This is a genomic window from Desulfosarcina ovata subsp. ovata (assembly GCF_009689005.1).
Classification (GTDB): domain Bacteria; phylum Desulfobacterota; class Desulfobacteria; order Desulfobacterales; family Desulfosarcinaceae; genus Desulfosarcina; species Desulfosarcina ovata.
This window is the reverse complement of the sequence record NZ_AP021879.1, coordinates 6,950,440-6,976,519: the sequence shown is the minus strand read 5'-3', so window position 1 is coordinate 6,976,519 and position 26,080 is coordinate 6,950,440. Positions and strand designations below refer to the sequence as shown.

General features: G+C 56.6%; 23 protein-coding genes and 1 pseudogene. 10 read left to right on the top strand and 14 right to left on the bottom strand.

From position 1 onward, the window contains the following. Window positions 1–47 precede the first annotated feature (47 nt). Window positions 48–470, top strand: coding sequence for an iron-sulfur cluster assembly scaffold protein (locus tag GN112_RS30565; RefSeq protein WP_155313604.1), 423 nt, complete (start codon window positions 48–50; stop codon window positions 468–470). Here GN112_RS30565 and fliB read toward each other — a convergent pair. Further along, complete coding sequence (gene fliB / locus GN112_RS30560) at window positions 460–1,623, bottom strand: flagellin lysine-N-methylase (protein WP_155313603.1); 1,164 nt, start codon at window positions 1,621–1,623, stop codon at window positions 460–462. The genes GN112_RS30565 and fliB overlap by 11 nt on opposite strands. A gap of 119 nt (window positions 1,624–1,742) precedes the next feature. Beyond that, complete coding sequence (locus GN112_RS30555; protein ID WP_155313602.1) at window positions 1,743–2,222, bottom strand: hypothetical protein; 480 nt, start codon at window positions 2,220–2,222, stop codon at window positions 1,743–1,745. 310 nt (window positions 2,223–2,532) lie between these two features. Here GN112_RS30555 and GN112_RS30550 point away from each other — a divergent pair, with 310 nt between their 5' ends. Together GN112_RS30550 and GN112_RS35505 are read left to right on the top strand one after the other, a co-directional pair. Further along, on the top strand, window positions 2,533–3,651 hold the full coding sequence (locus GN112_RS30550; protein WP_155310575.1) for an IS110 family RNA-guided transposase: 1,119 nt from the start codon (window positions 2,533–2,535) through the stop codon (window positions 3,649–3,651). A 756-nt stretch (window positions 3,652–4,407) separates the two neighbouring features. Further along, on the top strand, window positions 4,408–4,860 hold the full coding sequence (locus GN112_RS35505; protein WP_162459188.1) for an HAD hydrolase-like protein: 453 nt from the start codon (window positions 4,408–4,410) through the stop codon (window positions 4,858–4,860). A 358-nt stretch (window positions 4,861–5,218) separates the two neighbouring features. Here GN112_RS35505 and GN112_RS30540 read toward each other — a convergent pair whose 3' ends face one another. Further along, window positions 5,219–6,316: an extracellular catalytic domain type 1 short-chain-length polyhydroxyalkanoate depolymerase gene (locus GN112_RS30540; RefSeq protein WP_155313601.1), complete on the bottom strand. Its 1,098-nt coding sequence runs from the start codon at window positions 6,314–6,316 to the stop codon at window positions 5,219–5,221. 285 nt (window positions 6,317–6,601) lie between these two features. Between GN112_RS30540 and GN112_RS30535 the strand changes: the two are divergent. From GN112_RS30535 to GN112_RS30520, 4 genes and pseudogenes are all read left to right on the top strand, one after another. Next, a pseudogene (locus tag GN112_RS30535) lies at window positions 6,602–7,063 on the top strand (thiamine ABC transporter substrate-binding protein); the annotation flags it as partial. Beyond that, window positions 7,060–8,724, top strand: coding sequence for an ABC transporter permease (locus GN112_RS30530; RefSeq protein ID WP_197743440.1), 1,665 nt, complete (start codon window positions 7,060–7,062; stop codon window positions 8,722–8,724). The pseudogene GN112_RS30535 and the gene GN112_RS30530, both read left to right, overlap by 4 nt. After that, the gene (locus tag GN112_RS30525) at window positions 8,724–9,815 is read left to right on the top strand and encodes an ABC transporter ATP-binding protein (RefSeq protein WP_155313599.1); all 1,092 of its coding nucleotides are present in this window, start codon (window positions 8,724–8,726) and stop codon (window positions 9,813–9,815) included. Before GN112_RS30530 ends, GN112_RS30525 begins: the two co-directional genes overlap by 1 nt. Next, entirely contained in the window at window positions 9,812–10,471 is a 660-nt protein-coding gene (locus GN112_RS30520) for a thiamine diphosphokinase (RefSeq protein ID WP_155313598.1), read from the top strand. Before GN112_RS30525 ends, GN112_RS30520 begins: the two co-directional genes overlap by 4 nt. Before the next feature lie 15 nt (window positions 10,472–10,486). Here GN112_RS30520 and GN112_RS30515 read toward each other — a convergent pair whose 3' ends face one another. The 3 genes from GN112_RS30515 to GN112_RS30505 all read right to left on the bottom strand — a co-directional run bounded on the left by GN112_RS30515 (window position 10,487) and on the right by GN112_RS30505 (window position 12,678). Next, on the bottom strand, window positions 10,487–11,350 hold the full coding sequence (locus GN112_RS30515) for a PAS domain-containing protein (RefSeq protein ID WP_155313597.1): 864 nt from the start codon (window positions 11,348–11,350) through the stop codon (window positions 10,487–10,489). A gap of 297 nt (window positions 11,351–11,647) precedes the next feature. After that, window positions 11,648–11,920 carry a ubiquitin family protein gene (locus tag GN112_RS30510; protein WP_155313596.1) on the bottom strand — a complete coding sequence of 91 codons (273 nt, stop codon included), beginning with the start codon at window positions 11,918–11,920 and terminating at the stop codon, window positions 11,648–11,650. After that, window positions 11,917–12,678 (bottom strand): HesA/MoeB/ThiF family protein, encoded by a 762-nt coding sequence (locus tag GN112_RS30505; protein WP_155313595.1) that lies wholly within the window; start codon window positions 12,676–12,678, stop codon window positions 11,917–11,919. Before GN112_RS30505 ends, GN112_RS30510 begins: the two co-directional genes overlap by 4 nt. 233 nt (window positions 12,679–12,911) lie before the next feature. Here GN112_RS30505 and GN112_RS30500 point away from each other — a divergent pair, with 233 nt between their 5' ends. Further along, entirely contained in the window at window positions 12,912–13,730 is an 819-nt protein-coding gene (locus GN112_RS30500; RefSeq protein ID WP_155313594.1) for an IclR family transcriptional regulator, read from the top strand. A 109-nt stretch (window positions 13,731–13,839) separates the two neighbouring features. On the opposite strand, the gene GN112_RS30495 is transcribed toward GN112_RS30500, so the two are convergent. Genes GN112_RS30495 through GN112_RS30485 form a run of 3 tightly spaced genes read right to left on the bottom strand, consistent with a single transcriptional unit; the run spans window position 13,840 to window position 16,578 of the window. Beyond that, window positions 13,840–14,319 carry a 4Fe-4S dicluster domain-containing protein gene (locus GN112_RS30495; RefSeq protein ID WP_155313593.1) on the bottom strand — a complete coding sequence of 160 codons (480 nt, stop codon included), beginning with the start codon at window positions 14,317–14,319 and terminating at the stop codon, window positions 13,840–13,842. A gap of 21 nt (window positions 14,320–14,340) precedes the next feature. Then, complete coding sequence (locus GN112_RS30490; protein ID WP_155313592.1) at window positions 14,341–16,281, bottom strand: aldehyde ferredoxin oxidoreductase family protein; 1,941 nt, start codon at window positions 16,279–16,281, stop codon at window positions 14,341–14,343. 18 nt (window positions 16,282–16,299) lie between these two features. Further along, window positions 16,300–16,578, bottom strand: a complete 279-nt coding sequence (locus GN112_RS30485; protein ID WP_155313591.1) for a hypothetical protein — start codon at window positions 16,576–16,578, stop codon at window positions 16,300–16,302. 227 nt (window positions 16,579–16,805) lie between these two features. On the opposite strand from GN112_RS30485, the gene GN112_RS30480 reads away from it, so the two are divergent. Both GN112_RS30480 and GN112_RS30475 read left to right on the top strand, forming a co-directional pair. Next, window positions 16,806–17,357, top strand: coding sequence for a 4Fe-4S dicluster domain-containing protein (locus GN112_RS30480; protein WP_155313590.1), 552 nt, complete (start codon window positions 16,806–16,808; stop codon window positions 17,355–17,357). Between the two features lie 35 nt (window positions 17,358–17,392). After that, window positions 17,393–18,655, top strand: a complete 1,263-nt coding sequence (locus tag GN112_RS30475) for an NAD(P)/FAD-dependent oxidoreductase (protein ID WP_155313589.1) — start codon at window positions 17,393–17,395, stop codon at window positions 18,653–18,655. 18 nt (window positions 18,656–18,673) lie between these two features. Here GN112_RS30475 and GN112_RS30470 read toward each other — a convergent pair whose 3' ends face one another. From GN112_RS30470 to GN112_RS30450, 5 genes are all read right to left on the bottom strand, one after another. Then, on the bottom strand, window positions 18,674–19,699 hold the full coding sequence (locus GN112_RS30470) for a GGDEF domain-containing protein (RefSeq protein ID WP_162459186.1): 1,026 nt from the start codon (window positions 19,697–19,699) through the stop codon (window positions 18,674–18,676). Window positions 19,700–19,735: 36 nt separating this feature from the next. Further along, window positions 19,736–21,232, bottom strand: a complete 1,497-nt coding sequence (locus GN112_RS30465) for an SPOR domain-containing protein (RefSeq protein WP_155313587.1) — start codon at window positions 21,230–21,232, stop codon at window positions 19,736–19,738. A gap of 2 nt (window positions 21,233–21,234) precedes the next feature. Beyond that, window positions 21,235–23,214, bottom strand: a complete 1,980-nt coding sequence (locus GN112_RS30460; RefSeq protein ID WP_231717180.1) for a transglycosylase domain-containing protein — start codon at window positions 23,212–23,214, stop codon at window positions 21,235–21,237. Continuing rightward, window positions 23,211–24,131 carry a hypothetical protein gene (locus GN112_RS30455; protein ID WP_155313586.1) on the bottom strand — a complete coding sequence of 307 codons (921 nt, stop codon included), beginning with the start codon at window positions 24,129–24,131 and terminating at the stop codon, window positions 23,211–23,213. The genes GN112_RS30460 and GN112_RS30455 overlap by 4 nt, the downstream gene beginning before the upstream one ends. A 353-nt stretch (window positions 24,132–24,484) precedes the next feature. After that, on the bottom strand, window positions 24,485–26,044 hold the full coding sequence (locus GN112_RS30450; RefSeq protein ID WP_155313585.1) for an HD domain-containing phosphohydrolase: 1,560 nt from the start codon (window positions 26,042–26,044) through the stop codon (window positions 24,485–24,487). Window positions 26,045–26,080: the final 36 nt, after the last annotated feature.

Sequence of the window (26,080 nt, the reverse complement as noted above, 5' to 3'; positions counted from 1 at the left end):
GTCGCGACCCAAAAAAACGATTCAGACACCTGGCTGTGGAACTCGTCATGACAAACGGCGGCAGCATCCTTTTCGGCACCGGGATTCTCCTGGCCGTCACCCTGGTATGGTTTATCCTTTACTACTGGCTCAATCCCCACGTATCGAGCCCTGACGGCAAGGCACGAGTGGTTGGCAGCTGCGGTGACATCATGGAGATTCGTCTCCGGTTCAAAAAAGCGCGCATGATCGAGGGTTCTTCGTGGACCAACGGGTGCGCCTACAGTCTCAACTGCGTATGCGCGGCGGTGGATCTTGCCAGGAACAAAACGCCAGAGGAGATCCTGGACGTCGATTCGGCCATGATCCGCGAGGCTGTCGGCGGGCTTCCGAAAGACCACTGGCACTGCTCGACCCTTGCGGCCGACACCCTGCATGCAGCCATCGACGATTACATGCAAGCCTGCCTGAAGAAATCCGTCAATTTCTGATTAGAACCGCCAGGTGCATCATATCCGTGCAACCGCTTTGTGCCAGCAGCCCCAGTGCATAATCCCTGAAGCGGGCATCCGGCTCGACCACTTTGGTGAAGGAATAGATCAACCGGGTGACCATATCTGGATGAAAATTCTCACGGTGCCATGCCGCCATGCCGATCAGATAGGTCTTGAGCATGGCGAAATTAAGGACCATCATAATGTAGTCTTCATACAGCTGCCCGCCTCGATGAAAGCAGATATCGTGATGCAGCAGATAGCTGACGAGATAGTTTTCCAGCATGAAACCGTATCGCCGGAAAAACGGACGGTAAAAGTGATCGAAGGCAAAATCGTACCGGCGGCCGATGGTCTCGGTGAACGGTTGCGCGCCAGCGTAGTCGAGTCCGTCAAGGCACTGTTCGGTGCAGTGCCTGAATGCCGTTACGCAGACGGAAGAAATCATTTCGTCATGGAGCCGTCTTATGAGTTGCAGCTGCATCCCGGTCAGCGTGGGCGCCTCTTCGATCCGCCCCATTACTTCGCCGGATTCCATGCGACGGGTAAACGCGTCCAAAATCGCAGGCATGACATCAGCGCCAGTCTCGTCTTCAGAGAGACTGACCATCTCAAAAAGATAGCCGAGCGCCAAAAGGCGCCGCCACAAGGCAAGTCGCCGGTTTTGCAAAAGGGACAAAGCGAACGTTCGCAACGTCAGGCCGGCGGTTTCCCCATCATAAGAAAGCGTCGGCTCGACCGCACGCATCGTTGCGACCGTTACAGTATCCAGGTGCGCTTCCGCGATGGTAATTTTGCTGGGGTTTGCCAATGCACGACGCGCGATCTCCGGGCAGGCCAAGGATGCGGAGATGTCGATCCACCCCTGCCTGGCCCGCAGGTGTCGGGGGAAAACGGCGCAGGTATCCGGAAGCCATTCTTCACCTAGTTCGGCATGAATCCGACAGCGCCGATCCTGTGTCAGGAAGGGGCACGCCGCGTCTCCGGAGCGTACAATTCGTGCATAGCGCGTGATGGAGGGATCCTGGTGATTGCGCCGTACCGCGGCACGAAGCCGCTGGCCGAGAGGTGTGGATGTCGATTTTCGATACCGCTGGTAGGATCGTTTATCGACGATGATATCCCACCATAACAGCAGTGGTCTTCGCACTTCGGACCGATGCACCTGAAATCCGCCAGATACACCGGCATTTTTAAAACCGTCTGATTTTTTTCCATCATGCTTTCAACTAAACTGGGCGATTCAAATTTTTTATGGGGGGTGGATGGTTAACAATGGGCTTTCGCCAGCTCCGCCTCAATATTGTCAACATCCACCCAGACGGTATAGAACTCGTCCCTGTGGTCACCTTGCCAATCGGCCTTGGCTTCCCAGATCACTGCGCCCTTCTGGTGTTGGTTGACTCCAATCGAGACCTCCTCGACATCCAGACCGTACCGCCGTTTAAGCTCCTCCAGGGGCAGAGGGAGGGCATCAACCACGGCGAATTTCCCGTTCAAGTCATCCAACAGGCCCAGAAAAGCGCTGTCGTCGCTCCTTTCATGCATCATCATATTGAAGTCAGGGTTAAGCAAGAATACTGGGCTGCGATCCTCAAAAATAGCATATAACAGGTCCGGGCCTGCACAATCCAACACCCCGAGAGAGCGCCTTGCCTTGTCGACCAAGGCCTGATCCACGGTAATAATGGCGCAGCCGACGTACTTTTCGTTCTCCGCTGGGTTTAAAACATGGGCTACAAGGTACATGGGATATTCTCCTTGGTTGGTATCACTTTATATTGCTATAGGTAAGCTTTTCTGAATTTATACACAGTGTCCAATTAAAATGCGGATCGGCATCACCTAAAAATTGCCCTGCTCATTTTATGTCACTTTGTTTTTTGCATATCAGTTGTAATCGGTGGGAAATTGACACTAAGATGTTATACTTTTAGACAATATGGTTGAACGTTAGCCACCGCGGCAATAAAAAGGCCTGCCAAACCTTGAAAACGTGGGTTATAGTAAGCGTTCGTTAACAACCCTAACTACAGAGCCAAAATCAAGGAGGCAGGCCGTGAAAAAGATTGTAAAGTATGTTGGTTTGGATGTCCACAAAGATTCGATTACCATTGCTATCGCCGATGAAGGACGTGACGGAAACGTTCGAGTGTATGGAAAAATCAGCAACGACCTGGGGCAGATTGATAACGTCATGCGAAAACTGATTTCACAAAACGCCGAATTGCATTGTGTTTATGAAGCAGGTCCATGCGGATATCCAATCTACAGGCATTTAACAAGCAAGGGAATCGATTGCGTTGTCGTTGCTCCGGCGCTGATCCCCAAAAAAACCGGTGATCGGGTTAAAAACGATCGCCGAGATGCAACCCACCTGGCGACGCTCCACCGTTCCGGAGAACTGACGCCGGTGTATGTCCCCGATCAGGCCGATGAAGCACTTCGTGACCTGGTACGTGCACGAAAAGACATCCAAATATCGCTCCGCAAAGTCAAACAACAGATCAATGCCTTTTTATTGCGACAAGGGATCAATTATCCAGGTAAAAGCAAATGGAGTAAAGCGCATTTAAATTGGCTGGCGGATCTGAAGATGCCGCATCCGGCCCAGCACATTGCCCTTACCGAATACCTGGACGCCATGGGAGACCATGAGGCCCGCGTTAAGCGCATCGAAAAAGCGATTGAGCAATGTTGCCAAACCAGTCGATTGCTTCCGGTTATCGAGGCTCTGCAAGCGCTCAGGGGGATTTCTTTGCTCAGCGCGGTGACCGTCGTCGCTGAACTGGGGGATCTGAGCCGTTTCGATACGCCGGCACAGCTGATGGCCTATTTGGGTCTGATCCCATCGGAGCATTCAAGCGGTGGCACCATCAAAAAAGGCCCCATTACCAAAACCGGCAATACCCATGCCCGCAGGACGTTGATCGAATCGGCTCAGGCCTATCGTATGCCGGCCCGGAAAAGTAAGGCGATCCGTAAACGCCAGGAAGGCTTGCCGGACGATGTTTTGGATATTGCCTGGAATGCACAGCTACGACTATGCCACCGCTACCGCAGGTTGATTGCAAAGGGCAAAAACCATAACGTGGTCATCACCGCGATTGCACGCGAGTTGGCCGGTTTCATCTGGGCCATTGCCCGGGCTGTTCCAATCGTGGCCGCTGAAAGATGATTTGTTATAGCGTGGAAACCCAGGCCTATCAAGGCCAAGCCCTAAAGGGTGCTCCCTAAGGTCGCAGCCTTGACAGCCCTGACTTTCCACGCTGGGTGGGAATTAGCGACGGCGAGAGAAGCGCGACTGTTGCTCCGGCTCAAGAAGCTGGATAAGTACTTCTCTATAATCGATGATGCAAATAGAAAAAGAACTTATTGATTTTAAAAATGCTCAAGAAAGGATCGGCTTTATCAAAGAACAAATATAGCCATCGAGCTTTTGGATAGGGGCGCGGTCGCGGTTTGGAGAACCCTCGAAAAAGCTATCGGAATAGGCCTTCAGGCCGAAACTCCCGTCTTTAGACCGAGGCAGCTCCACGACGAAGCCTAGTCAGGCGGTATCCAACCCGCGAATATCAGAGTGCTCTACCGTCGTTATTGCAGACCCCGCCTCTATCCAAACGCTCGATGAAAATTATTGGCCCAAGTTTTTTGGGTATGGATAGGTTTTTCTCTTGACAAGTGTTCAACCATATCAGTTTTTAGAATATACTCATATCTAAAACCACATCATGTCAACATGATTTTTTCCGAAAATCAGAGAATCATCCTATTCCAGCCCAGGGATTGTTGAAAGCATGCAATATGCGCTCACATCCCTGGGGCGGAAGCAGTATCGAATGCGTGACCTTGAGTGGTTCATTGGTACCCCCCTTTTGGATGTGTTCACCGAACTGCTTGAAACCAAAGATAATGAATTGCCGCTAAAGGGCTTGTGCGGCTTTACCAAAAAAGATATCGCCGTCGGGGGCTTTTTAAGAGCAGGGTTTATAAAGGGATTCAGACGATGCTGTCCGGGATTAAAAGGGACGGTGCAAACTTTTTTGTAGTGACCGCCAAACCAAAAGTATTTGCCGAACATGTTGTTTCCTACCTGGGAATTGGCGATCACTTCAAGCGTATATACGGTAGTAAATCGGAAGGCAGGCGAAGCGATAAAACTGCGCTAATATGTTACGTACTGGAACAGGAACGATTGCCCTCCGATAAAACAATAATGGTGGGTGACCGACATTATGATATCATAGGTGCGAAGGCCAACGGCATTCACTCGGCCGCTGTCCTATGGGGAAATAGTACAAAAGGAGAGCTATCCGCTTGCGAACCGGATATGCTTGTGGGTACGCCGACCGATCTAATTGGAGAACTCGGTCGACTTTGGCCATAGCGATTTTTAACGCTCGCAAAGTTACCCTATCGTTTCTGAATCACATCCTTGTCAATTAGTATTATAATTATTCATCAAACCGAAAGCAATATTTTCATAAACAAGCAAATGTGTTTTGGCTATCCCACTAAAATGGACCCCACAGAATCGTGTGTTTACTTGCCATATGTTGCGATGTCTATATCAATTGGAAATCTTGAGGAATCCCAAGATATTGTGGTCGGCTCAGAGCAAGCAAAAGCTGTGATTACATACCATAATCCCCGATTCGCCAAAACCTGTGTTTAATAGCGTCACGATTGATTATCGCAGACACATTTTTCAACAAAACTTCCTCATCAGTAAAAATTGCCCTGCGCTACTGAAAATCGAGGCCCCAGAATTTGATGATGTAATAGCTGGAACAAGTTCCGACGTCCAAAATGTAGGAAGCCGCCTCGCCACATTGGTCGTCTCCCCCTCCCGGATCGATCGGCGTCCCATGGCCCATGCCGCTGATCAGAATCGTTTCGATCAGTGGTTCGCCGTTGTCGTTTTTGTATAACTTGTGCTCATGGCCGTTGATCGTGTCTTCAATGTCCGGTGTCTGGTCAACACCTAGTACATTGGTCCACTGGTCCACCAACTCTTGTTGGTCAGCCGGGTTAACGGTGGTGTCGCTTGTGCCTTGCCAAATGGATATGCGTGGATACGGGCCATTGTGGCTTGATGCATTGCGCACCAGGTTGCCCCAGGCATCAGGGCTTAGATCCTTCATCGGAGCGAGCTGACCCGGAACGATACTGACGCCGCATTCATTTAGGGCCTCGCCTACATTCGTGGCACATTTATATGGGATTCCCGCAATGATCGCACCACCAGCAAACATGTCTGGGTATACTGCCAGCATTACGGTTGCCATCCCACCACCTGCTGACAACCCGGTGATATAAACCTTTTCCGGATCGATATCGGTATCGGACGCCATCTTTTTAATCATTTGGCGAATCGATAAGGCTTCACCTTTGTCGCGCTCGATGTCATTCAGCTCAAACCAATTGAAACATTTTGACATATTGTTGGCTTTCTGTTGTTGTGGAAGCAGTAGCGCGAATTGGTTCCTCTCGGCAAATTTAATCCAGCCTGTCTCGTTATCATAATCTTCTGCTTGCTGTTTGCAGCCATGCAATGCCACGACCAGTGGCCGGGATGGTTCGAGATTCTCCGGCACATAGGTGCACATCTTTAGGTTTCCGGGGTTTGAGCCGAAATCTGAAACTTCGGTCAGCCGTTCACCGCAATCGCTCTCATTATTGCCGCATAGGGGCCACCAAGGAAACCAAATACACCAAAAGTTGGAGCCTAAAGCCGTCATCGGCAGCAGTATCAACAGCAGTGCTGAAACAAGGATTATGAGCCAATGGTTACTCCATTTTGGGAGGGCCGATCCGTTAAACTCAGAGGATTGTGCATCCATTGTAAACGCCTTTCGAAACCATGGTTGGCAACCAAGTAGGATGCATGATTAAGTTGCATCCTAAGACAAAAAGCACTGTAATGGATCAGAATTATAAAGATATATAATGGAGAACTTGAGATATCTGTAACATATCACAAATTGATGAATTTGTGATATGTAATGGTAATTTTGTAGGCTCATCGTGGATTAGTGTGAAAATCAATGGGCAAAATATCTATGACTTTGATCATAGGGAAAAATTACACTAATCCGCGATGAGCCGGATTTCTCCACTACTGGCGCCAACTGCGGGAGAACGATGTGTACGTCTCCATGGGATGGTCGGACGCCTACTACGGCCAGTTCTCCCGGGCCAAGGGCGGCACCCGGCCCATCGTGATCAGCTACGCCAGCAGCCCGGCAGCGGAAGTCTTTTACAGTGAGAAAAAGATCGAGGAGAGCCCGACCGCCGCCGTTCTGGCGCCCCAAACCGTCTTCCGCCAAATCGAGTTCGTGGGTATCTTAAAAGACACCCAAATGCCCGCTGTGGCCCGCCGGCTGGTGGACTTCATGCTGACGGAGGCTTTCCAGAAAGACATCCCCTTGAACATGTGGGTCTTTCCGGCGGTCACCGGCACGCCGTTGCCCGACGTGTTTGCCCGCTATGCACAGGAGGCGACAGATCCCGTGGTCCTGGACCCGGAATTCGTGGAAAGCAACCGTGACCGCTGGATCGAGGCGTGGACCGAGGCGGTTTTGCGGTGAAACACCGGCTGCGCCTTCTCCTGGCCCTTCCCCCACTGATCTTTCTGGGGGTCTTTTACTTCTATCCCCTGGCCAGCATCCTCATTACCAGTTTCACTCCCGAGAACGGCGCCTGGGCACCGGGCGGACTGCGGCGGCTGGTGGACAGTGGCTACTATGCCGGCGTGCTCTGGTTCACCACCTGGCAGGCGGCGCTCTCCACCCTGCTGACCCTGCTGGTAGCCCTGCCCGGGGCGTATGTCTTCGCCCGATTCGATTTTAGAGGCAAAGCCCTGATCCAGTCCCTGACCGCCGTGCCGTTCGTACTGCCGACAGTGGTCACGGCCGCGGCCTTCAAGGCCCTGCTGGGCCCCGGCGGTCTGGCCAACCAGGCGTTGATGGCCCTTTTCCAACTGAACCGCCCGCCCATCCGTATCGACCACACAGTGTGGTTTTTTCTGCTGGCGCATGTCTTCTACAATTACACGGTGGTCCTGCGCATTGTCGGTGGTTTCTGGGCTCGCCTCTCCGGGGAACCGGCCGACGCGGCACGCATGCTGGGCGCCTCCGGGCAAAAGGTCTTTTTCACCATCACCCTACCCCTGATCATGCCCGCGATCACCGCCGCCGCCATGCTGGTGTTCGTCTTCTGTTTCACCAGTTTCGGCGTGGTCCTTATCCTGGGCGGGCCGCGGCTGGCCACCGTCGAGGTGGAGATCTACCGCCAGGCCGTACACCTGTTCAACCTGCCCATGGCAGCCGCCCTGTCCATGGTACAGATCGTCTTCACCTTTGCCCTGATGGGCCTTTACACCTGGTTCGAACGCCGCTCGGCCGTCTCCCTGATGCCCCAGGCAGCCACCGGCGGCCTGCGGCGGCCCCACACCCGCCGGGAACGGCTGGTGATCGGCGGCAACCTGACCGTTATGCTCCTGCTGTTGGGAACGCCGCTGTTGGCGCTTTGCCTGGGCTCGGTACTCACCGAAGCGGGTCCGGCCCTGACCTATTACCGCTCGCTTCTGGGAAACCCCACCGGATCGATCATGTTTGTCTCACCGCTGGCAGCCATGGGCAACTCGTTGGGCTTCGCCCTGGCCGCCACCCTGATCGCCCTTTTTATCGGCTGGTTTTCGGCTGCGTTTCTGGCCGGCGCCAGGCACCGGGCCGCCGGAATCATCGATCCCCTGTTCATGCTGCCGCTCTCCACCTCGGCGGTCACCCTGGGATTCGGATTCATCATCGCCCTGGACGAGCCCCCTTTGAACCTGCGCACCGCCCTGCTGCTGCCCGCCGTGGCCCACGCCCTGGTGGCCTTCCCCTTCGTCATCCGCAGCCTGCTGCCGGCCTGGCGAAGCATCCCCCGCCACCTCAGGGAAGCGGCGACCATGCTGGGTGCGTCGCCGTTTCGGGTCTGGCGCCATGTGGACTGGCCGATCCTGCGCCGCGCCCTGTGGGTGGGCGCCATCTTCGCCTTTGCCATCAGCATGGGCGAATTCGGGGCCACGGTGTTTGTCGCCCGCCCCCGGACACCGACCCTGCCGCTGGCCATCTACCGCTACCTCAATCAGCCCGGGGCCCTGAACATCGGCCGGGCCATGGCCATGAGCTGCCTGCTGATGTTGACCACGTCGGCCGGATTTCTCGTCATCGAAAAATTCCGATCCATTGGGGGAGAGTTCTGATGCCCCTGCTGTGCGTGGAAAACCTGGCCAAGGCCTACGACCAGCCAGCGGTCGATGGTGTCTCCTTCATCCTGGCCGAAGGCGAAATTCTCTGTCTGCTGGGACCGTCGGGATGCGGCAAGACCACGCTGCTGCGGCTGATCGCCGGTCTCGAATCGCCCGATACCGGGCTGGTCTTCATCAATGATCAAAACATAACCACGGTTCCGCCCCACCGGCGCAATTTCGGGTTGATGTTCCAGGAGTTCGCCCTTTTCCCCCACAAAAGCGTCTTTGACAACGTGGCATTCGGCCTGGAGATGAAGCGACTGCCCGTTTCCCAAGTCCGGACCCGAACCGAAGCCATGCTCGAACGGGTGGGCCTGACCGGAATGGCCCGGCGCAGCGTGGCCGAGCTGTCCGGCGGAGAACGCCAGCGCGTGGCCCTGGCCCGCAGCCTGGCTCCGCAACCCCGCCTGCTGATGCTCGACGAGCCGTTGGGGGCCCTGGACCGGGCCCTGCGCGAACGCCTGCTGATGGACATTCATGGAATACTGAAACGACTGGAGACCACGGCCATTTTCGTCACCCACGACCAGTCCGAGGCCTTGGCCGTGGCCGATCGGGTAGCGGTGATGAACGCCGGCCGCCTGGAACAGGTGGACCCGCCGGAAACGCTGTATCGTCATCCCCAGAGCCTTTTCGTGGCCCGGTTTCTTGGCTTCGAAAACCTGCTGGCCGGCACGCTGGCCGGCGACGGCGGGATCGACACCGTTCTGGGGCGGCTATACCCCTCTGCTTTGCCGGCCGGCATGCAGCCCGGCGACCGGGTCAGCGTTGTACTCCGCCCGGAAGGGGCCCGCGTAGCCGACCGGTCGGCTCCCCCATTGCCGATCCCACCGATCACCGGCCGGGTGGTCTCGCGCATTTTCAGCGGACAGAGCTACCGCACTGGCATCGCCATCACCGACGAGACGACACTGACCTTCCATCTGCCCAGTGAAACATCACCACCTGGCATCGGCGAGACCATCGCCCTTGACCTTAGCCCCTCGGCCATGGCAATCATCCCTGGAGCACGGCCTCACCCCCAACCCAAGGAGTCCAAATGATCCGGGCCATCGTATTTGCCAACGGTGTCATGGATGGATGGCCCGTCGGGCTGACCCTCTCCGCCGACCGGGATCTGATCATCGCCGCCGATGGCGGGCTGGCCCACTGCCGGCGATGGGAGGTAACGCCGCACGTGGTCGTGGGGGACATGGATTCCATCGCTCCTGGAGAACTGACGGCACTGGAAAAGACCGCCACCGAAATCATCCGTCACCCGGCTCGCAAGGATGAAACCGATCTGGAACTGGCCCTGAAACTGGCCATCGACCGGGGGGCAGAGGAGATCGCCGTTTTGGGCGCCCTGGGTGCCCGCTGGGACATGACCTTCTCCAACGTGCTGCTGTTGGGTTCCGATTTTCTCTCCCGCACAACGGTACGGCTTCTGGACGGGGTCCATGAATTGTGCTGCCTTCAGGGCAGCCGGCAGATCCGCCTGCATGGCCGGCCCGGGGATCTTGTATCGCTGCTGCCGATTTCCGGCAACGCCACGGGGGTCTCCCTGAAGGGGCTGGCCTATCCCCTGACTGACGCCAGCCTTCCTTTTGGCACCTCACACGGCGTGAGCAATGTGTTTACCGGCGAAACCGCCAGTGTCACGCTGAAAGAGGGGATGTTGCTGATCTCAATAACACGGATGGCAGGAAAGCCTTTTTAGAGTAAGGGCGCGTCCTCAGCGATCTTCCGACGCCTTGCAAATATCGATGATCTTCGTTCGCTCGCCGTAATCCATGGTCTCGTAACGGGTGATGCGACGCAGTTTATTGGAAATATCGTGCATGCGTTCGATCTGGGGCGTAATTTTTTCCAGGTAGGCACCGGCGGCATGGCCGTCAAGGCTCATGGTCAGCATCTCGACATAGCCGGAAAGGGTCTGCAGGGGCTGATTGAGCTCGTGGCAGACCGCACCGGCGATCTCCAGCACCCCTTCCAGCTTCTCTTTCTGGATGCGGTCCCGGGCCGCCCGGTTTTTCTCGGTTAGATCGGCAAGCACCACCACGGTGCCGCTGTGGCTACCATCAGGATCCATCACCGGGGCCATGCTGAACAGAAAATCGCGCCGCTGTCCGTCGGCACACTGCACCTTGGTTTCAAAACTGTGGAAACCGGCCTTGTCGATCATGCGGCGTTCTTCGCGCTGGTAGGCGGCCGCCAGATCGGCCGGAATCTGTTCGGTCAGCTCCTGGGGATGACGGCCGATAATCAAATCCCGGGTCAGGCCAAGGATCGTTTTGGCAAAAACTTTGTTGCACCCCTGATAGATCCCGGCGGCATCCTTGAAGTAGATCGGATTGGGGATAGTATTGATCAGGGTGTCCATAAGTTCAAGGTACTTGCGCAGTTTCTCTTCGGTTTGCTCCCACTGGGACCGGTCCAGCGAATGGGCCGCGTCCCGCCCATGCAGCTTCTGCTGGATCTCCAGCAGCTCGCGTCTGAGCAAATCGATCTGTTGATACTGACGCCTGTAGAAATACAACCCCACGCCACCCAGAACCGAAATGAGTACAATCACAACCCAGAGTGTAGTAACCGTCAAGCGATGCGTTCTCCCCGATATGATGAACTGGCAAAAGGGACCATGGTCTCGTCATCTTCACCCCGCATGAGTACTTTTTGCCGCCGTGAGGTTCTCCTTGTTTCCGGATCCACCCGGGTCAATCCAAAAAGGGCCTGAGCGCGTCGACGGTCCATGCAGGTAATCAGTTTAACCATTCGTCAGTGATCTGGCCAGCGAAAATCGCTCTATTCCGACGGTAATCGAATCTGTCACACCCGTTTGGCAGCCTCTGTTCATATTTGCGTAGGGTTTGTGTTCGTCTGCAAGCTCCGTCGCCTACCCACCGGCCAGCATGACGGTGATGAAAATCTCATCACCGTCTTTGACGGCTCTTTTCAGCTCGTCCGGGTAGGCGCTTTCCATATTCAGGTAGATCTCGATCTGGTTCTTCAGCTTCCCTTTGGCATCGAACAGGGCCGCCCGCATACCGGGATATTGCCGAATCAATGCATCCAGGCAGGCGCCGATGGTACCGCCCGCCACCGCAACCACATCCAACCCCCGGGTATACTGCCGGTGGATTTTGTGAATATTCAGAGTAACGCTCATGATGGTATCCTTTCCGGCGGACGTCCGCAATGGTCGCAGTGTGGGTTTTTATGGACCGTGAACTCGCGCCAGGTCAATTTAAGGCCGTCATAAATCAATAGTCGATCGGTAAGCAGCCCACCGATACCGGTGATCACCTTGATCGCCTCGGTGGCCTGCAATGCACCGATGATTCCCGGCGTCGCACCGATCACCGGCAATGCCTCCGCCGCAGCCACCGGCCCCCGGTAGAGACAGCGCAAACAGGTGCTTTTGCCGGGAACGATGGTCATAATGCGCCCCTCGAACCCGTTGACCGCGCCGTGAATGAACGGGATATTCAAATCCAGGGCCGCCCGGTTGAGCCGGTAGCGGGTTTCCGGATTGTCCACGGCATCGATGATCACGTCGTGACCGTCAACCAGGTGGTGTACATTGGCCGCCGTAACCCTTACCGAGTCGGTCTTTACCGCCACATGGGGAGCCAGGTGGCCGAGGGTCGCTTTTGCGGAATCGACCTTGGGCCGTCCGATGTCGTCGTCACCGTGCAAAACCTGGCGATTCAGGTTGCTCAAGGCCACCCGATCAGGGTCCACAAGGGTAATGGCGCCCACACCGGCGGCCGCCAGGTAGATGGCCGCCGGTGAACCGAGGCCGCCGGCACCGCAAACAAAAACCCGGGATTGCTTAAGTTTCTCTTGACCGACGGTACCGATTTCATCGATACGCACCTGGCGGTCGTAGCGTTCACGTTCTTCTGCGGAAAGGCAGGCGGACATGGATTGCTCCTGAAAAGTTGGGCAAACACCCAAAATATATTCATTTAGATGAATACTAATTATTCAATACATCTTTCTACATTTTACTGGAAATAAATTATTATTTTTTAAACCAGATAATTATTATCTATTTTGACTATTGACTTTCAATACTTTGGCCGATAATTTGTTTATTATAGTGAACTTGACAACCCGTTTCGGTCCCTGATGACAATAAATAAAAACGCATCCCGATGAAAAAGAACTCCGCAAACTCACCAAACGGACAGGTTGAAAAAAGTCAGCCTGCCGGGTACAAAGCCCCTGCCGTGCACAAGGCCTTTCAGATCCTCAAAACCGTGGCGCAATCGTCGGAAAGCCTCGGCCTTGTTCAACTGGCGGAACAGCTCGGCTACAGCAAAAGCACCACCCATGGCCTCGTCCACGCCCTGCTTCGGGAGGGTGTTCTCACCCAGGGCCCCGGGGGACGCAAACTTTTTCTCGGCCCGATGATTGCCGAGCTGATGTTTTCCACCTGGGACCAGGAAAAAGTGATGAAACTGGCCCAGCCACTGCTCGACGAAATCCGCGACACCGTCAATGAAACTGTCATTCTGGGGGCTCGCATACAGCATCGGGTGTTGATTATTTCCGTTGCCGAAGCATTTGATTCACTCAAAATCTCCGTGCCGGTGGGATCGACGATCCCGCTGATTGCCGGCGCCGTGGGAAAGGCGTTTCTGGCCACCGAGAACCCGGAACTGGTCGCCACAATGATTCAGAAATATGGGCTGCGCACCTATACGCCCCGGTCGATCACCGACGTGACGTCCTATTTTGAAGAGCTGGACCGGGTTCGCACGTGTGGCCATGCGGTCGACATCGAGGAGTATCTGCCGGGGATCAATGCGGTTGCCGTGGCCCTGCAGAACCTGCAGGGCCTTCCCATCGCCATCTGGGTGGTGGGCATGTCGGCCAATATCGATGCGGACAAATTATCGCGCATTGCCACCATTACCAAAGAACAGGCACAGCGACTCCGCCGCATGGTCGACAAAGCCACCTTCAGATAGAGTCGCTTCAGGATCAGGCAAACTGCCATCTCTGTGGATGGGCATCAGACCATGGGGGCGGCGGGATCACCGCCGCCGCCCCTTTGGACCATCTTTAAACAGGAATCCGTCAACTTTGGGCCGCGGCGGCCTCGGACTGCTGCAGGGCGCGGTCTCTTTTCTTGCGGGCAACCACAGCGTCCGAACCGACAAATTCCAGCGCCTTGACATCACAAAAACGCACGCATTGCGGATCACCGCCGCACAGGTCGCACTTGAAAACCTGGTGGGTCGACTTGTTGTAGTTCATGGCGCCGAACGGACAGATGTTGACGCACGACCGGCAGCCGATACACACCTCATGATTGACCGACAGAAAGCCGAGGTCCTTGTCCCGGGAAATCGCCCCCACGGGACAGACGTTCATGCAGGGTGCATCTTCGCACTGCTGGCAGATCATTGGAATATAACGCCCTTCATCTTCCCATTTGACCACCTGGATCCTGCTCTTCGCCGGGTTGGAAACCCCTTCATGCATAACCGAGCAGACCTGCTCACAGAGGCGGCAGCCGGTACATTTTTCAGCATTGACCGTGAGAAATTTATCCATTATCTTCTCCTTCGATAATCTTTAGACCAAATGGGAAGGTTCCTGTTTCAGCCCCAGGCGCGTTAATGTTTCGGCGGTGGGAACGCCCGCCTTGTCCCAGCCGTGATGACCGTAAAACTCATCGATCATGACACTGAACTTCTCACGATCGATCGTCCGGCCGACAACATCCGGCGCCCCTCTTCGGCACGGTTCGTCAAAGTAGCGGTGGTTCAGCGTATCGCCCTTGAAGGGGTCATCCCGCTTCAGTCCCTCCCTCAGGTTGAACATCCGCTCGAGGTTATTGCACCGCTCGGCGGCCGCCCAGATATCCTCCGGCGTGAACTCCAACCCCGTGTTGTAATAGATCACTTCCGGCCAGTCTTCGAAGTTGGGCAACGTCGCCCCCAGGAAAAGGGTGTGATACTTACAAATCCCCAGGCTGTCCACGGCCATGTAGCAGTTCTCCTGCCAGAAGACCTGCCAGGGCTTGCCGACATATTCGGTGTGCTCTGAGGAGAGCGGCCCGTCGTAGGGGATCGGGCTGCTGTAAATCTTGCGCAGCACCTTTTCGGGCAGGTGATAAAGATCGATGGCCGGCCGGCTGCGCAAATGGTCGGATCCGCGGGAGGCCGTGGCGATGTTCAGGGCCAGTGCCGGGGTGGCGCGCTCATCCGAGTGCAGGTTGTTCATGCCCTTGACCTGGATGAGATAATCGAAGGAGTTCTTGCCAATGGTCTGCGACGCCGGGATGCCGCCATCGGCCAGCACACCACCCAGCCAGCTGCTGCGGTTGCAGATCTGATGAATCATCTCGATCAACGCGGCATCGTTGCCGAAACGCAGCTCCAGCCCCGCGGTCTCCTTGGTGGTGAGAATACCCAGCTCAAAGAGTTCCATGGCCCAGGAGATAATGCTGCCGATTTCAAGGTTGTCGACACCGTACTGGTCAACCAGATGGTTGGCGGAAAGCACGGTCTCGGCCTTTTTGCAATCCGGCTCGCTGCCGAAAGCGCCCAGGGAGGTGTATTCCGGCCCTTCGTCGTATTTTCCGGCCAGGGGGCCGGTCTGGATCTTGTATTTGGCCCGGCAATGCACCTGGCAGCCGAAACAGCCGGCCATGTGATGCGGCCCCATGGTTTCCGTGGCGATGTCGTCAATGGCTTCGGGCTCAATCTCGTCGGCGTAAAGCATCTGGTTGTACTGGAAATTCCGGGTCCGGACCCCGCCCCAGCAGTTGGTCGCCCCCCAGATAAAGGGAGTTCCCAGGGTTCCCTGGGTCTGATTGACCTTGGCGCTGGTGATCTGTTCGATGAATTTCTTGTTGTGCTCCAGAGCATCCACAGGATGGGCGATTTTGACATCCATATCACCGCGGCAGGCAACGGCCTTGAGATTTTTGGCCCCCATCACGCAGCCCATTCCCGAGCGCCCGCCGGAATTTTTGATGCCGGTCATCACACAGGCATAGGTCACCAGATTCTCACCGGCCGGGCCGATGACCATGCTCTTAATCTCCTGATCATCCAGCTCCTCACGGATGGCCCACTGGGCGTCGGTGCAGGACTTTCCCCACAGGTATCCGGCATCGCGAATCTCGATTTCGCCGTTGTGGATCCACAGATACACCGGTTTCTCGGCCTTGCCGGTAATCACCAGATGATGGAAGCCGGCCCAGGCCATCTCCGCCGAGAAAAACCCGCCCATGTTGCAGCTGCCCAAAAGGTTGGTCAGGGGCGATTTGGCCATGACGTGCGTTCTTGAAGTGGCCGATGCGCAAGTGGCCGTCAGCAGACCGCCGCTGACGATCAGCGGGTTCTCCGGTCCCAGCGGATCACACCCCTTGGGGGCATGGTTGTACAACAGGTAGGCATCCAGCCCGCGACCACCAATGAATTTCTTACGGGCTTCCAACGGAATGGGTTTGATCTCGATCTTGCCGGTGGTGAGATCGATGTATGCTATTTTCCGATCCAGTGCCATGTCGCGTACCCTCCTTGTTTATTTGGAAGCGTCCTTGGACGATTCTAATTTTTTGGCCAGTGTCTCCTCGGCTAATTTGCGATTGACCTCCCAGACCGGCCCGCGGATTCGGGGCAGCTCGGGTGTGACCCAGAACAGACGATAGGTCATGCCGCAGGTCGGACATGAAATCTGCTCGCTGCCGGGCTCGGGTTCAAGACGCCCCATGCAGCTGGGATTGTGGCACCTGACCTTGCCGAACGTTCGGGTCTTGCGAAGCGATTCTGATGCGGAAAACTTGCCGTTGTCAGTGGCCATGTGAAAACTCCTTAGGTTGTGGTTGAGTCCCAATTAAAGTTCACTATAATGAATACCAAATATCCCAAGATAGCTGTTCGGTCAAGTTATTTTTCGTTATATCTACCCTGAAATAACCCTTTTTAACACTTTTTAAATTGACACACCGCGTGATCCATACTATAGCTGGGGCCACATAAAGTTCATTATAATGAATTTAATACGTTAACAAATCCCCGTTTCGGACGATGCGCGAACGGGCACACCAACCAACGCGGTGCAACACTTCACAAAGGCATCCGATGATGGAAAAAAGACGAGAAAATTTGCTGATCGATGCAAAACGATGTACGGGATGCGGTCGCTGCATGATGGCGTGTTCGATGAAACATCACAACGTCATCGACCCGTCGCTCTCCCGGGTCAGGATCCTGCGTCTCGAGGCCCGGGCACTCAATGTCCCAATCATCTGCATGGCCTGCGAGACGGCCCCCTGCATCAAGGTCTGCCCCATGAACGCCCGCGTCCGTCAGGCCAACGGCACGGTGGTGACCGATACGGAGGTGTGCATCGGCTGCCGGGCATGCGTTTACATCTGCCCGGTGGGCAGTCCCGAGGCGAATCCCTTCACCGGCCAGACCATGACCTGCGACATGTGCATGGCGGATACGGACGAGCCCTGGTGCGTGACGGCATGCCGCCAGGAGGGCGCGCTCACGATGGCCAAGGGAGAACGGCTGACCACATCCACCGTCAGGGAGCGGGCCGGCAGAATCCGGGCCATTCTTCCCTCCCGGTAACACCGGGGGGCATGATTTAGAAAAGGACCGAAACCATGAAAGTTGTCATTGTCGGAAACGGAATTGCAGGCAATCAGGTGGCCTTTTCGATTCGTCAGCGTTGCAAAGATACCGAAATCTGCATTGTTTCAGCCGAGGCCGTACCGGAATACGATCCGTGCTCGCTGCCGTACTTCCTGGGTGGGGATTGTGAGGAACGCGCGGTTTACCGAAAACAGACCGAGGATTACCAGAAGCATCGGATCGATCTGGTTTACAACAGCAAGGTGGTTTCCATTTCCCCCCAGGAAAAAACCATCACCACGGAAAACGGCAAATCGATCAGCTACGACAAGCTGGTCCTGGCCCACGGTGGCGATCTTTTCATCCCCCCCATCGAGGGCATCCGCAACAACGGGGTGTTCAGCTGCAAGCAGTTGAATGAAACCTTGAAGCTTCGATCCCACACGGGCACGCGCGCCGTGGTGATCGGGTCCGGGGCCATCGGTATCGAAGCGGCCGAAGCATTGAAAAAAAGGGGTTACGCCGTCACCATCATCGAACTGCTGGGCTGGATTCTGCCGGCCCTGTTTGACGAGGTCACCGCCAAGCGCCTGGAAACGGCCATGGCAGGCTATGGGATTGATGTGTTTACCGAGGAAAAAGTGCTGCGCATCCAAGGCGACGACAGGGTCACCGGTGTGGTCACCGACAAGCGCGAGATTCCCTGCGACACGGTGGTGGTCGCCACCGGTGTGGTGCCCTGGGTGGCCTTGGCGCAAACCGCCGGCATCGCCACCGGCCGGGGTATTCAGGTCGATCGGACCATGCGGACATCGGTCGACGATATTTACGCCTGTGGCGACTGCATCGAAACCATCGATGCCTGTACCGGCGAAATCGCTATGTTTCAACTCAAGCACAACGCCATCGAGCAGGGCCAGATCGTCGCGCGCAACATTATGGGCGAAACGGTAAAATACCTGGGGGCGTACGCCTTTGCCCGGGCCCATTTCTTCGACACCCACGCCGTCACCTTCGGCAAGACCATGCGCGCCACCGATTGCGTTCTGGGCGACAAGGAGCTGATCGAAAAAGAGAATGGATCGGATTACCTGCGGGTGATTCTTTTGGACGGCAAGGTGGTCGGCGGCCAGGCCATCGGCCGTTATGCCAACGATATCGGGTATTTTATTGCCGCCATGTGGCGCAAGGACGACATGAACCGGTTAAGAAGCAAAGTTCGCCAGCTCCCCGCCGACGGCGCCGTGCACGCCTGGAATCAGCTGCACATGGAGCAGGTGCTGAAAACCACATAAGCAGGCCGAGAAATCGCCTTAAAGTTCGATGCGGTTGCGGCCGGACGCTTTGGCAATCAACAAACGCTCGTCGGCCAGATGGATCAGGGCCTTGATGTCCGCCTGCACCTCGCGGCCCACCTGATTGTGAGCAATACCGATACTGACCGTGACGTGAGCAGGGTTTTCCGGCATGCTCTCAATGGCCCGCCGGACTTTCTCACCGACCTCGCCCAGGGCTACGGATTCCACACTGGACAGAAAGACCAGGAATTCCTCTCCGCCGTATCGCCCAAGCACATCCGAGGCACGGATGCTCTCGCGAATGCAGCCAGCCACCCGGCGTAACGTCTCGTCACCATACTGATGCCCGTAATTATCGTTGATCGATTTGAAATGGTCGATATCGATCATCAGCACCCCGACGGTGTTCTGATTGCGCTGGGCCAGATGAGCCAGGTGGTTGATGGCGTTAAATAGCCCACGCCGGTTGAACACGCCGGTCAACTCGTCATAATTGCTAAGAAAGGCCATGCGCCGGTTCTCCTTCCACAAGCGGTGGATCACCTCGCCGACCAGTTCCAGCTCAAGGGTGCTCAACTCATTTTGCTGGAGTGCGTCGAAAAGCGGGTTGACGAAACGCTCATAACGAAGATCCGGCGCAGCGTCAGCGTTAAAGGTCGCCACGTACTGGGATAGCGTTTCGAAAGCGGGGTGCAGCAGATAAAATTCGAGCTTGAAGGCTATGGTAAAGGCCTTTTTCTTACTTCCCACATAAAGGCAACTGCCCGCCAGATCACGGACCTTGCTCTCCAGCCGGGCCAACTCTTCACCGGTCTTCCGTGAATCATCGAAAAGATGATCGAGCATGCCTTTCGCGGTCCAGTCAAGCAGTAATTCCCAGTAGCGCCCGTGCTGCTCGTTTTTCTCGGCGATATCCTGCCAGAACCGTTTCAGTTCCTGGTCGGCCGTCTGGCCGGCCAAACTCCGATAGAGGCGGGTGGCATGATTGTCCATGGCAAGGCACAAATCGACGATTCGGGTCATGGTGGCAGAGGCACGCATGTTCGGTTTCCTTTTCAGCATCAACAATGAAGTACGTCAGGGTCCATCCGGCCGCTTGTAGTTGGCCACGTAATAATCACCGATAATATGGCGTTTTTTCAGGTCCTCGCCATAAGCCCTGGCCTGGGCTTTGGTTTTGAAGTGGGACACTCGCACCTGGTACCAGGTTTTGTTTCCTCCGGTCGCCCGGGTCCAGTAAGCATCCAGCCCATGCTCCTTGAGCTGGCTGACAAACCGCCGCGCATCGGACGCTTTCAGATAAGCCGCCGTCTGCAGGGTAAAGGGATCGGTCACCGGCACGACCACGGGCGCCGGTGACGGTGACGATGCCGGTTCGTCAACCGGTGCAACCGGTTTGATGTCAGGGCCCAGGTGCATGACCGTATTGACCACCAGCCCGCCCACGGCAATGGCAAACACCCCCAGGGCGATCCATTTGGCGCGCCTGGAGAAAAGCGCCATGCGCAACCCGCGCAGCAATCGCAAAACTGTTGTCGCCCCCCACCGGGTCAGCCGGGCCAAACCCACCCAACCGGCCCTGGCCGATCGAGTCGCCGCGCGGTACACCGGGCCCAGAAAGGCAAAGGGCCGGCGATGCCTCCGGGACGTCCGCGGCGCGCCGCCGTCGGCCATTTCCGGCAGGAAATCGATCGCCATCTCCCTGCGCTGCGCCGGATCGACACCATCGAAAACCGCCTCGGCCTGTTCCAGAAGAGGCAGTGTCAATGGCGTGGGATGGATCATCCGGCAGCAGGCGGCCAGGCCGGCCAGCAGATGCGCGTCGCGGCTGCCGCGCCGATGGACATCCAGGTAAACCTGAAGGGCCAGGGTATCCACCCGCCGTTCGGCGAGGAACAGGTCAGCCAGACCGTTGATCATCCGGTCCGGCAGCGGGTCGCCGGTGTCCATCACCACCCGGTAGGTGTTCAGGGCGGCAAAATCGCAACGCCGCTCAGAGAGGTAAAACTGGGCCAGCATTCGCTGAAGGGCAATATCGTCGGGATGGGCGGCGCCGATGCGGACGGCAATCTCGTGGGTCTGGTGGGTCACCGCCCGGCCGGCCAAAAGCCCCTCCAGCCATTTGGCGGCAGCGGCCCGGTCCCGGGGAAAATGCTTCAGGTAGGCACTGACAACGGCCTCTGAGGCAGATTTCGGCGCACCACTGGCCAATTGGAAACGGGCCGTATGGGCCAGCAGGCGCCCCGCCGGTGCCCGGCGGGAAAAGGGTGAGAAGAAAAAGCTATCCACCGTGGCCTCGGCGCGGACCAAAACCTGACGGGCCTCACGGTCCATGCCCGCCCGCTCCCAGATGGCGGCCTCGCTCATCAGGCGATCCAACCGACCGCGCCCCATGGCGGCAAAAATCACGCCCGTCAACCAGAACACCAGGACAAACAGGACGATGCCGGGAACAACCATCCAACCGGGTCCGACGGCCGCGGCAAAAGGCGGCAGCACCGTCATCGCCACCAGGCTGGCGATAAACAGTGCCGTCCACAAACGTACGGCCATATGTTTGAAGAAAAGTGCCATTTTTATTTTCTCAAGGCGACCCTCATCGGATCACTGGTCCAGAAACCGGCCCAGGCGCCGTTTTCGGGATTCACATTCTTGAAATAGATTCCTGAGGGCACCATGAACTGCCGTGGCGGCTCTCCCTGGGTCGCCTGTTTCACGAACTGCGCCCAGATGGGCGCGGCACCCCGCCCACCGGTGATGCCGACGCCGCTTTTGCTTCGCATCCCCTGGCCCCGGTCAAACCCAACCCACACCGACGTGCTCAGGGTGGGGGTGAAACCGGTAAACCAGGCGTCATTGTACCCGTTGGTGGTTCCGGTCTTACCCGCCGCCGGCAGGGAAAATCCCAACCGACGAACCACGTTGCCCGTGCCCTCATCAATCACCCCGGCCATCATATCCACCAGCTGGTAGGTCACCGATTCGTTCAGCACTCGTTCACCGGTGATGATGTGCTCCTCCAGCACCCGCCCGCTGACATCCTCCACCCGGCGAATCCAGAACGGCGGATGGCGCACACCGCCCGAGGCAAAGGTGGCATAGGCCGAAGCCATCTCCAGCGGGCTGACCCCAAAGGTACCCAAAGCGACCGAATAGACCGGTGACAGGGGGCTGGTAATGCCGCACCGGCGCGCCGTATCGATAACGGCCTCGGGTCCCAGGGCCTGGACCAGTTGGGCCGCCACGCTGTTGACCGATCCGGTAAACGCTTTTTTCAGTATCATGGGGCCCGCATAGCGGCGTTCAAAATTGCGCGGCCGCCAGGGCGGTTTACCGGCAATAGGAATGGACACGGCCTTGTCTTCGACCACATCGGCCGGTGATTTGCCCAGGTTTTCCATTACACTGTAATAAAGAAACGGTTTAAAACCGGATCCCGCCTGGCGGTTGTTCTGCAAGGCCCGGTTGTACGGGGTCTGAAAAAAATCCCGACCGCCCACCAGGGCCTTGACCGCGCCGGTTCTGACATCCACGCTGACCAGCGCCCCCTGAAGCCCGTTGTCGTCTTCATCTCCCTTTTCCGGATTTGCGTTTTTCATGTTCGACTCCAGCCTGGCGATCCCCTCCTGCAAGGCGGTCTCGGCCAGTCGCTGCATGCTTGGGTCCAGGGTGGTGTACACGCGCAGGCCACCATGGTAAACCACCTCCGGGCTGTAACGCTCCTCCAGGGATTTCATCACCGCATCCAGGAAATAACTGTCCACCCGCAGGGCGCGGGCCTGTTTGCGCAGCCCCAGCGGCGCCGTACCGGCATCCTCGGCCTCCTGGGGTGTGATCATGCCGGTATCCACCATGCGTTTGAGCACCACTTTCTGCCGGGCACGCGCACGATCCGGATAGCGGAAGGGATTGTAACGCGTGGGTGATTTGGGCAGGCCGGCCAGGAGGGAGGCCTCGGACAAGGTCAGTTCACCGGCGGATTTTCCAAAAAAAGTCCGCGCCGCTTCGCCAATGCCATAAGCGCCCACACCAAAGGGGATCTGATTGATATAGGCCTCCAGGATCTCCTGTTTGGGAAATTGGGCCTCGATCTGAAAGGCAACCAGCAGCTCGCGAAACTTGCGGATATAGGTTTGCTCGAAGCTGAAAAAGAGGTTTTTGGCCAACTGCTGGGTGATGGTGGAGGCGCCCTGGACCTTTCCCGGCTCGAACAGGGTCACCCACAGCGCCTTGACCGTGCGGAGTTTGTTGATTCCGTGATGGTCCCAGAAGCGGTGATCTTCGGTGGCCAGGATCGCCTGAACAAAGGCGTAGGAAACATCATCCAGGGCCACGGTTTCCCGACCGCCGATGGTCAGGATACGCCTTCCGTCAGCACTGAAAATTTCCGTGGAAGGCGTGTCGTTGATGCGGCCGATGGGTTCCGGCACCCGGGGCAGATCCTTGGCCGCCACCAGAAAAAAACAGAACAGGCCCCCGGCAACCAGTGCCGTCACCGTCAGCAGCACAAAGACCAGCAGCGTGGCCAGCCGCATCAGGCGAACAATCGGGTTCATCGATCCCCCCCGCGCAGCAACCAGCCGGATCGTTGCGTTGCTGGCCGGGCCAATCGGGGTTCAAGGCGCAGGCGCAGCTGCCATACGGCCCACTCCTGCCCGACGGTGATCAGAAGCTGCCGCCCCCGGGGGGTTTCCATCTCGATGGCGATACGAATCGCATCGGCATTGACCTCATCGCTGATTCCCACACGAACGGGATTGCCCTCCACGGCCAGCACCGTGGCGGGCCGGGGCAGCACCCCCCGCTGGACCTCGGGCGAAAGGGCATCCAGGGCCATGAAGAATCGATCCGCCGGATAAATGCGGCCGGAGAATTCCGGATGCTCCTCAAGGGTTCCGGAAACCAAGGGGCCACCGACGCCGGTGGATTCAAGCCGCCGACCACTGATGGTGGTGTAACTGAGTACATTGTTGGCACGGTCCAGCAGATAGATGCCCACCTGACCATTCTCCCGCTCCAGATAAACCCGCTCCCAACTCTTTTCGGCACTGATCCGCAACATGAGAATCGGCGAAAACAGGGTGCGTGCCACCGCTTCGGGAACCTGGCTGTACAGGGCTTTGAAGCGCTCCGCAGAAATCATGGTCCCCCGGGAATCGGACAACCCGTCGACAAGTTCCGCCAGGGAGCTCGCCTCGCGCGCCTCCCGCTGGGCGGTGAGCTGATCGGTCACCATCTGTTCCAGGGTCTGGGTGGCCACCTGCCGCAAACGGCCCTGCTCCCACACATTGCCCGATTCCGGCCGGTAGCTGTTGGTGGCCGCAAGGTAACGCCCCATCAGAATTTCCACCCAGTTGAAGCGCACTTCGGAAATCAGGACGGCCAGAACCGCCAGGCACAGCACCGCACCGCGCAGGCTGAATCCCCGCAGCATCCACGTTCTCAAATCCCGCACCTCTGACCAGGCCGGCATCCCCACTCCTTATCCATATCCATTGGTAACCAATGGATGAATGAGCGTTTTCGCAATTTCCGCCTATTACTACATTCGGATCAAATGATAAAGGGTGGGGCACGCCAGGTCCAGGGCAGTCGCATTTAACCTTGGTAGGTGATGTGCTTTACAGGGCTATCGCGTACGGATCGTTACCATGATCCAAATCGAAATCGGGATCGCTATCGAAAAGAACCGGGAAACAGCCCCCGGCCAGGTGAGACAAAACCAAATTGGTGACGGGGAAGGAGGGTTATCCCGACAGCGCATCTTGCATGCGTGAGGGGTAAAGAACCCGGCAGGATACGACGCAATGATTTCTTGCCGGGTCCCTAAAGCACCTCATCGAGGAGTTGTGCAAACTCCCCTTTTTCGTACATGCGGCGAAAGGTTTCAATCACATCGGCATCGAACTGGCTGCCGGAGCCGCCATACATGATCTTGAGAATCTCCGATTCATCCATTTTTTGACGGTAGGCCCGATCGGAAGCGATGGCATCGTAGACATCGGCAACAGAGAGGATCCGGGCCAGCATGGGAATCTGTTCGCCGCTGAGGCCGTCCGGATACCCCCTGCCATCGATGCGCTCATGGTGGCAGCGGATGATGTGCTTTTCACGGTCCCACAGGCCCAGCCGCTCGACAATCTTGGCGCCGATGACCGGATGCTCCTTGATGATGCGAAACTCCTCATTGGTCAGGCGTCCGGGTTTGAGCAGGATATCGTCGCGAATGCCGATCTTTCCGATATCATGCAGCTGACCGGCGACATTGAGAATATCCTGATCTTCCTGGCTGCCGCCCATTGCCTGACACAGGGCGATGGCGATCCGCGTCACCCGGTTGGAGTGCTGTTCCGTGTAAGGATCACGGGCTTCAATGGCCCGCACAAACGCGTACAGGGTGGCAAACAGATTCTCATAAATATTCTCGTAAAGCGCGATGTTCTCTATGGCGTAGGCGGCTTTGTTGGACATGAAGGACATGTAGTAGAGGTCTTTTTCAGAAAAGCGCACCTCACCGTCCAGTACCGATACGGCCAGAACGCCAAACACTTTCTTGCGGATATTAAGGGGCACCAGCATCAGGGATCGCAGTGTTTCGGGCAAACCGGGCACTCTGCCGGCGTCTTGAATCAGTAAGGGTTTGTCTTCTTCGGAGTTATCGAGGATCAGGTTGCTAAGGTCCGGGCCGCCCGTTTTCCTGATCGCGGCAGCATCCGTCGATGTGGCACCGTTGCCGTTGCCGCCAGAATGGGAACGGGCCACCGGCACCGGCTGTTTGACCGCTTCATTGATAACGTAGAACACGGCTTCGTCGGCGTGGGTCAGTTCCGTGGACAGATCGACCACCCGCTTGAACAGATCCGTGCTGGAACTGATCGTGGTAAAATCGGTCATGATGCGGTTAAGGGTGTTGAGTTCACTGACTTTGTAGGTCAGTTCCCGATTCAGGTCCTCGATTCGCTTTTTCCCCTCCACTTCTTTGGCTAGGAAAATATTGCGGATGAAAAGCCTGCGCTCACGCAACACCCGCTGCACACAAAGCTCCAACTGATTGAGGTTGACCGGCTTGATCAAAAAATCAACGACCCCGTTTTTCAGGGTGCGGATGGTGTTGTCCAGGGACGGATAACCGGTCATGATGATTACCGGAATGGTGTTGTCCACCTTGCGAATGTGTTCGGCCAGTTCCAGCCCGTCCATTTCGGGCATGTTGATGTCGGTAAAACAGCAGTCGATTTTTTCTTGGGCGATGATGTCGGCGGCAATGCGACCGTTTTCCGCGGTGAGGACATGGTACCCCTTGGTCATGAAATATTCCGAAGCCACCTCCAGAATGCTTTCTTCGTCATCCACAATCAATAGAGTCTCTTTTTGGTCGTCTGTCATTTGGATCTTAACCACCTGATTTTTTTATAAATTCGC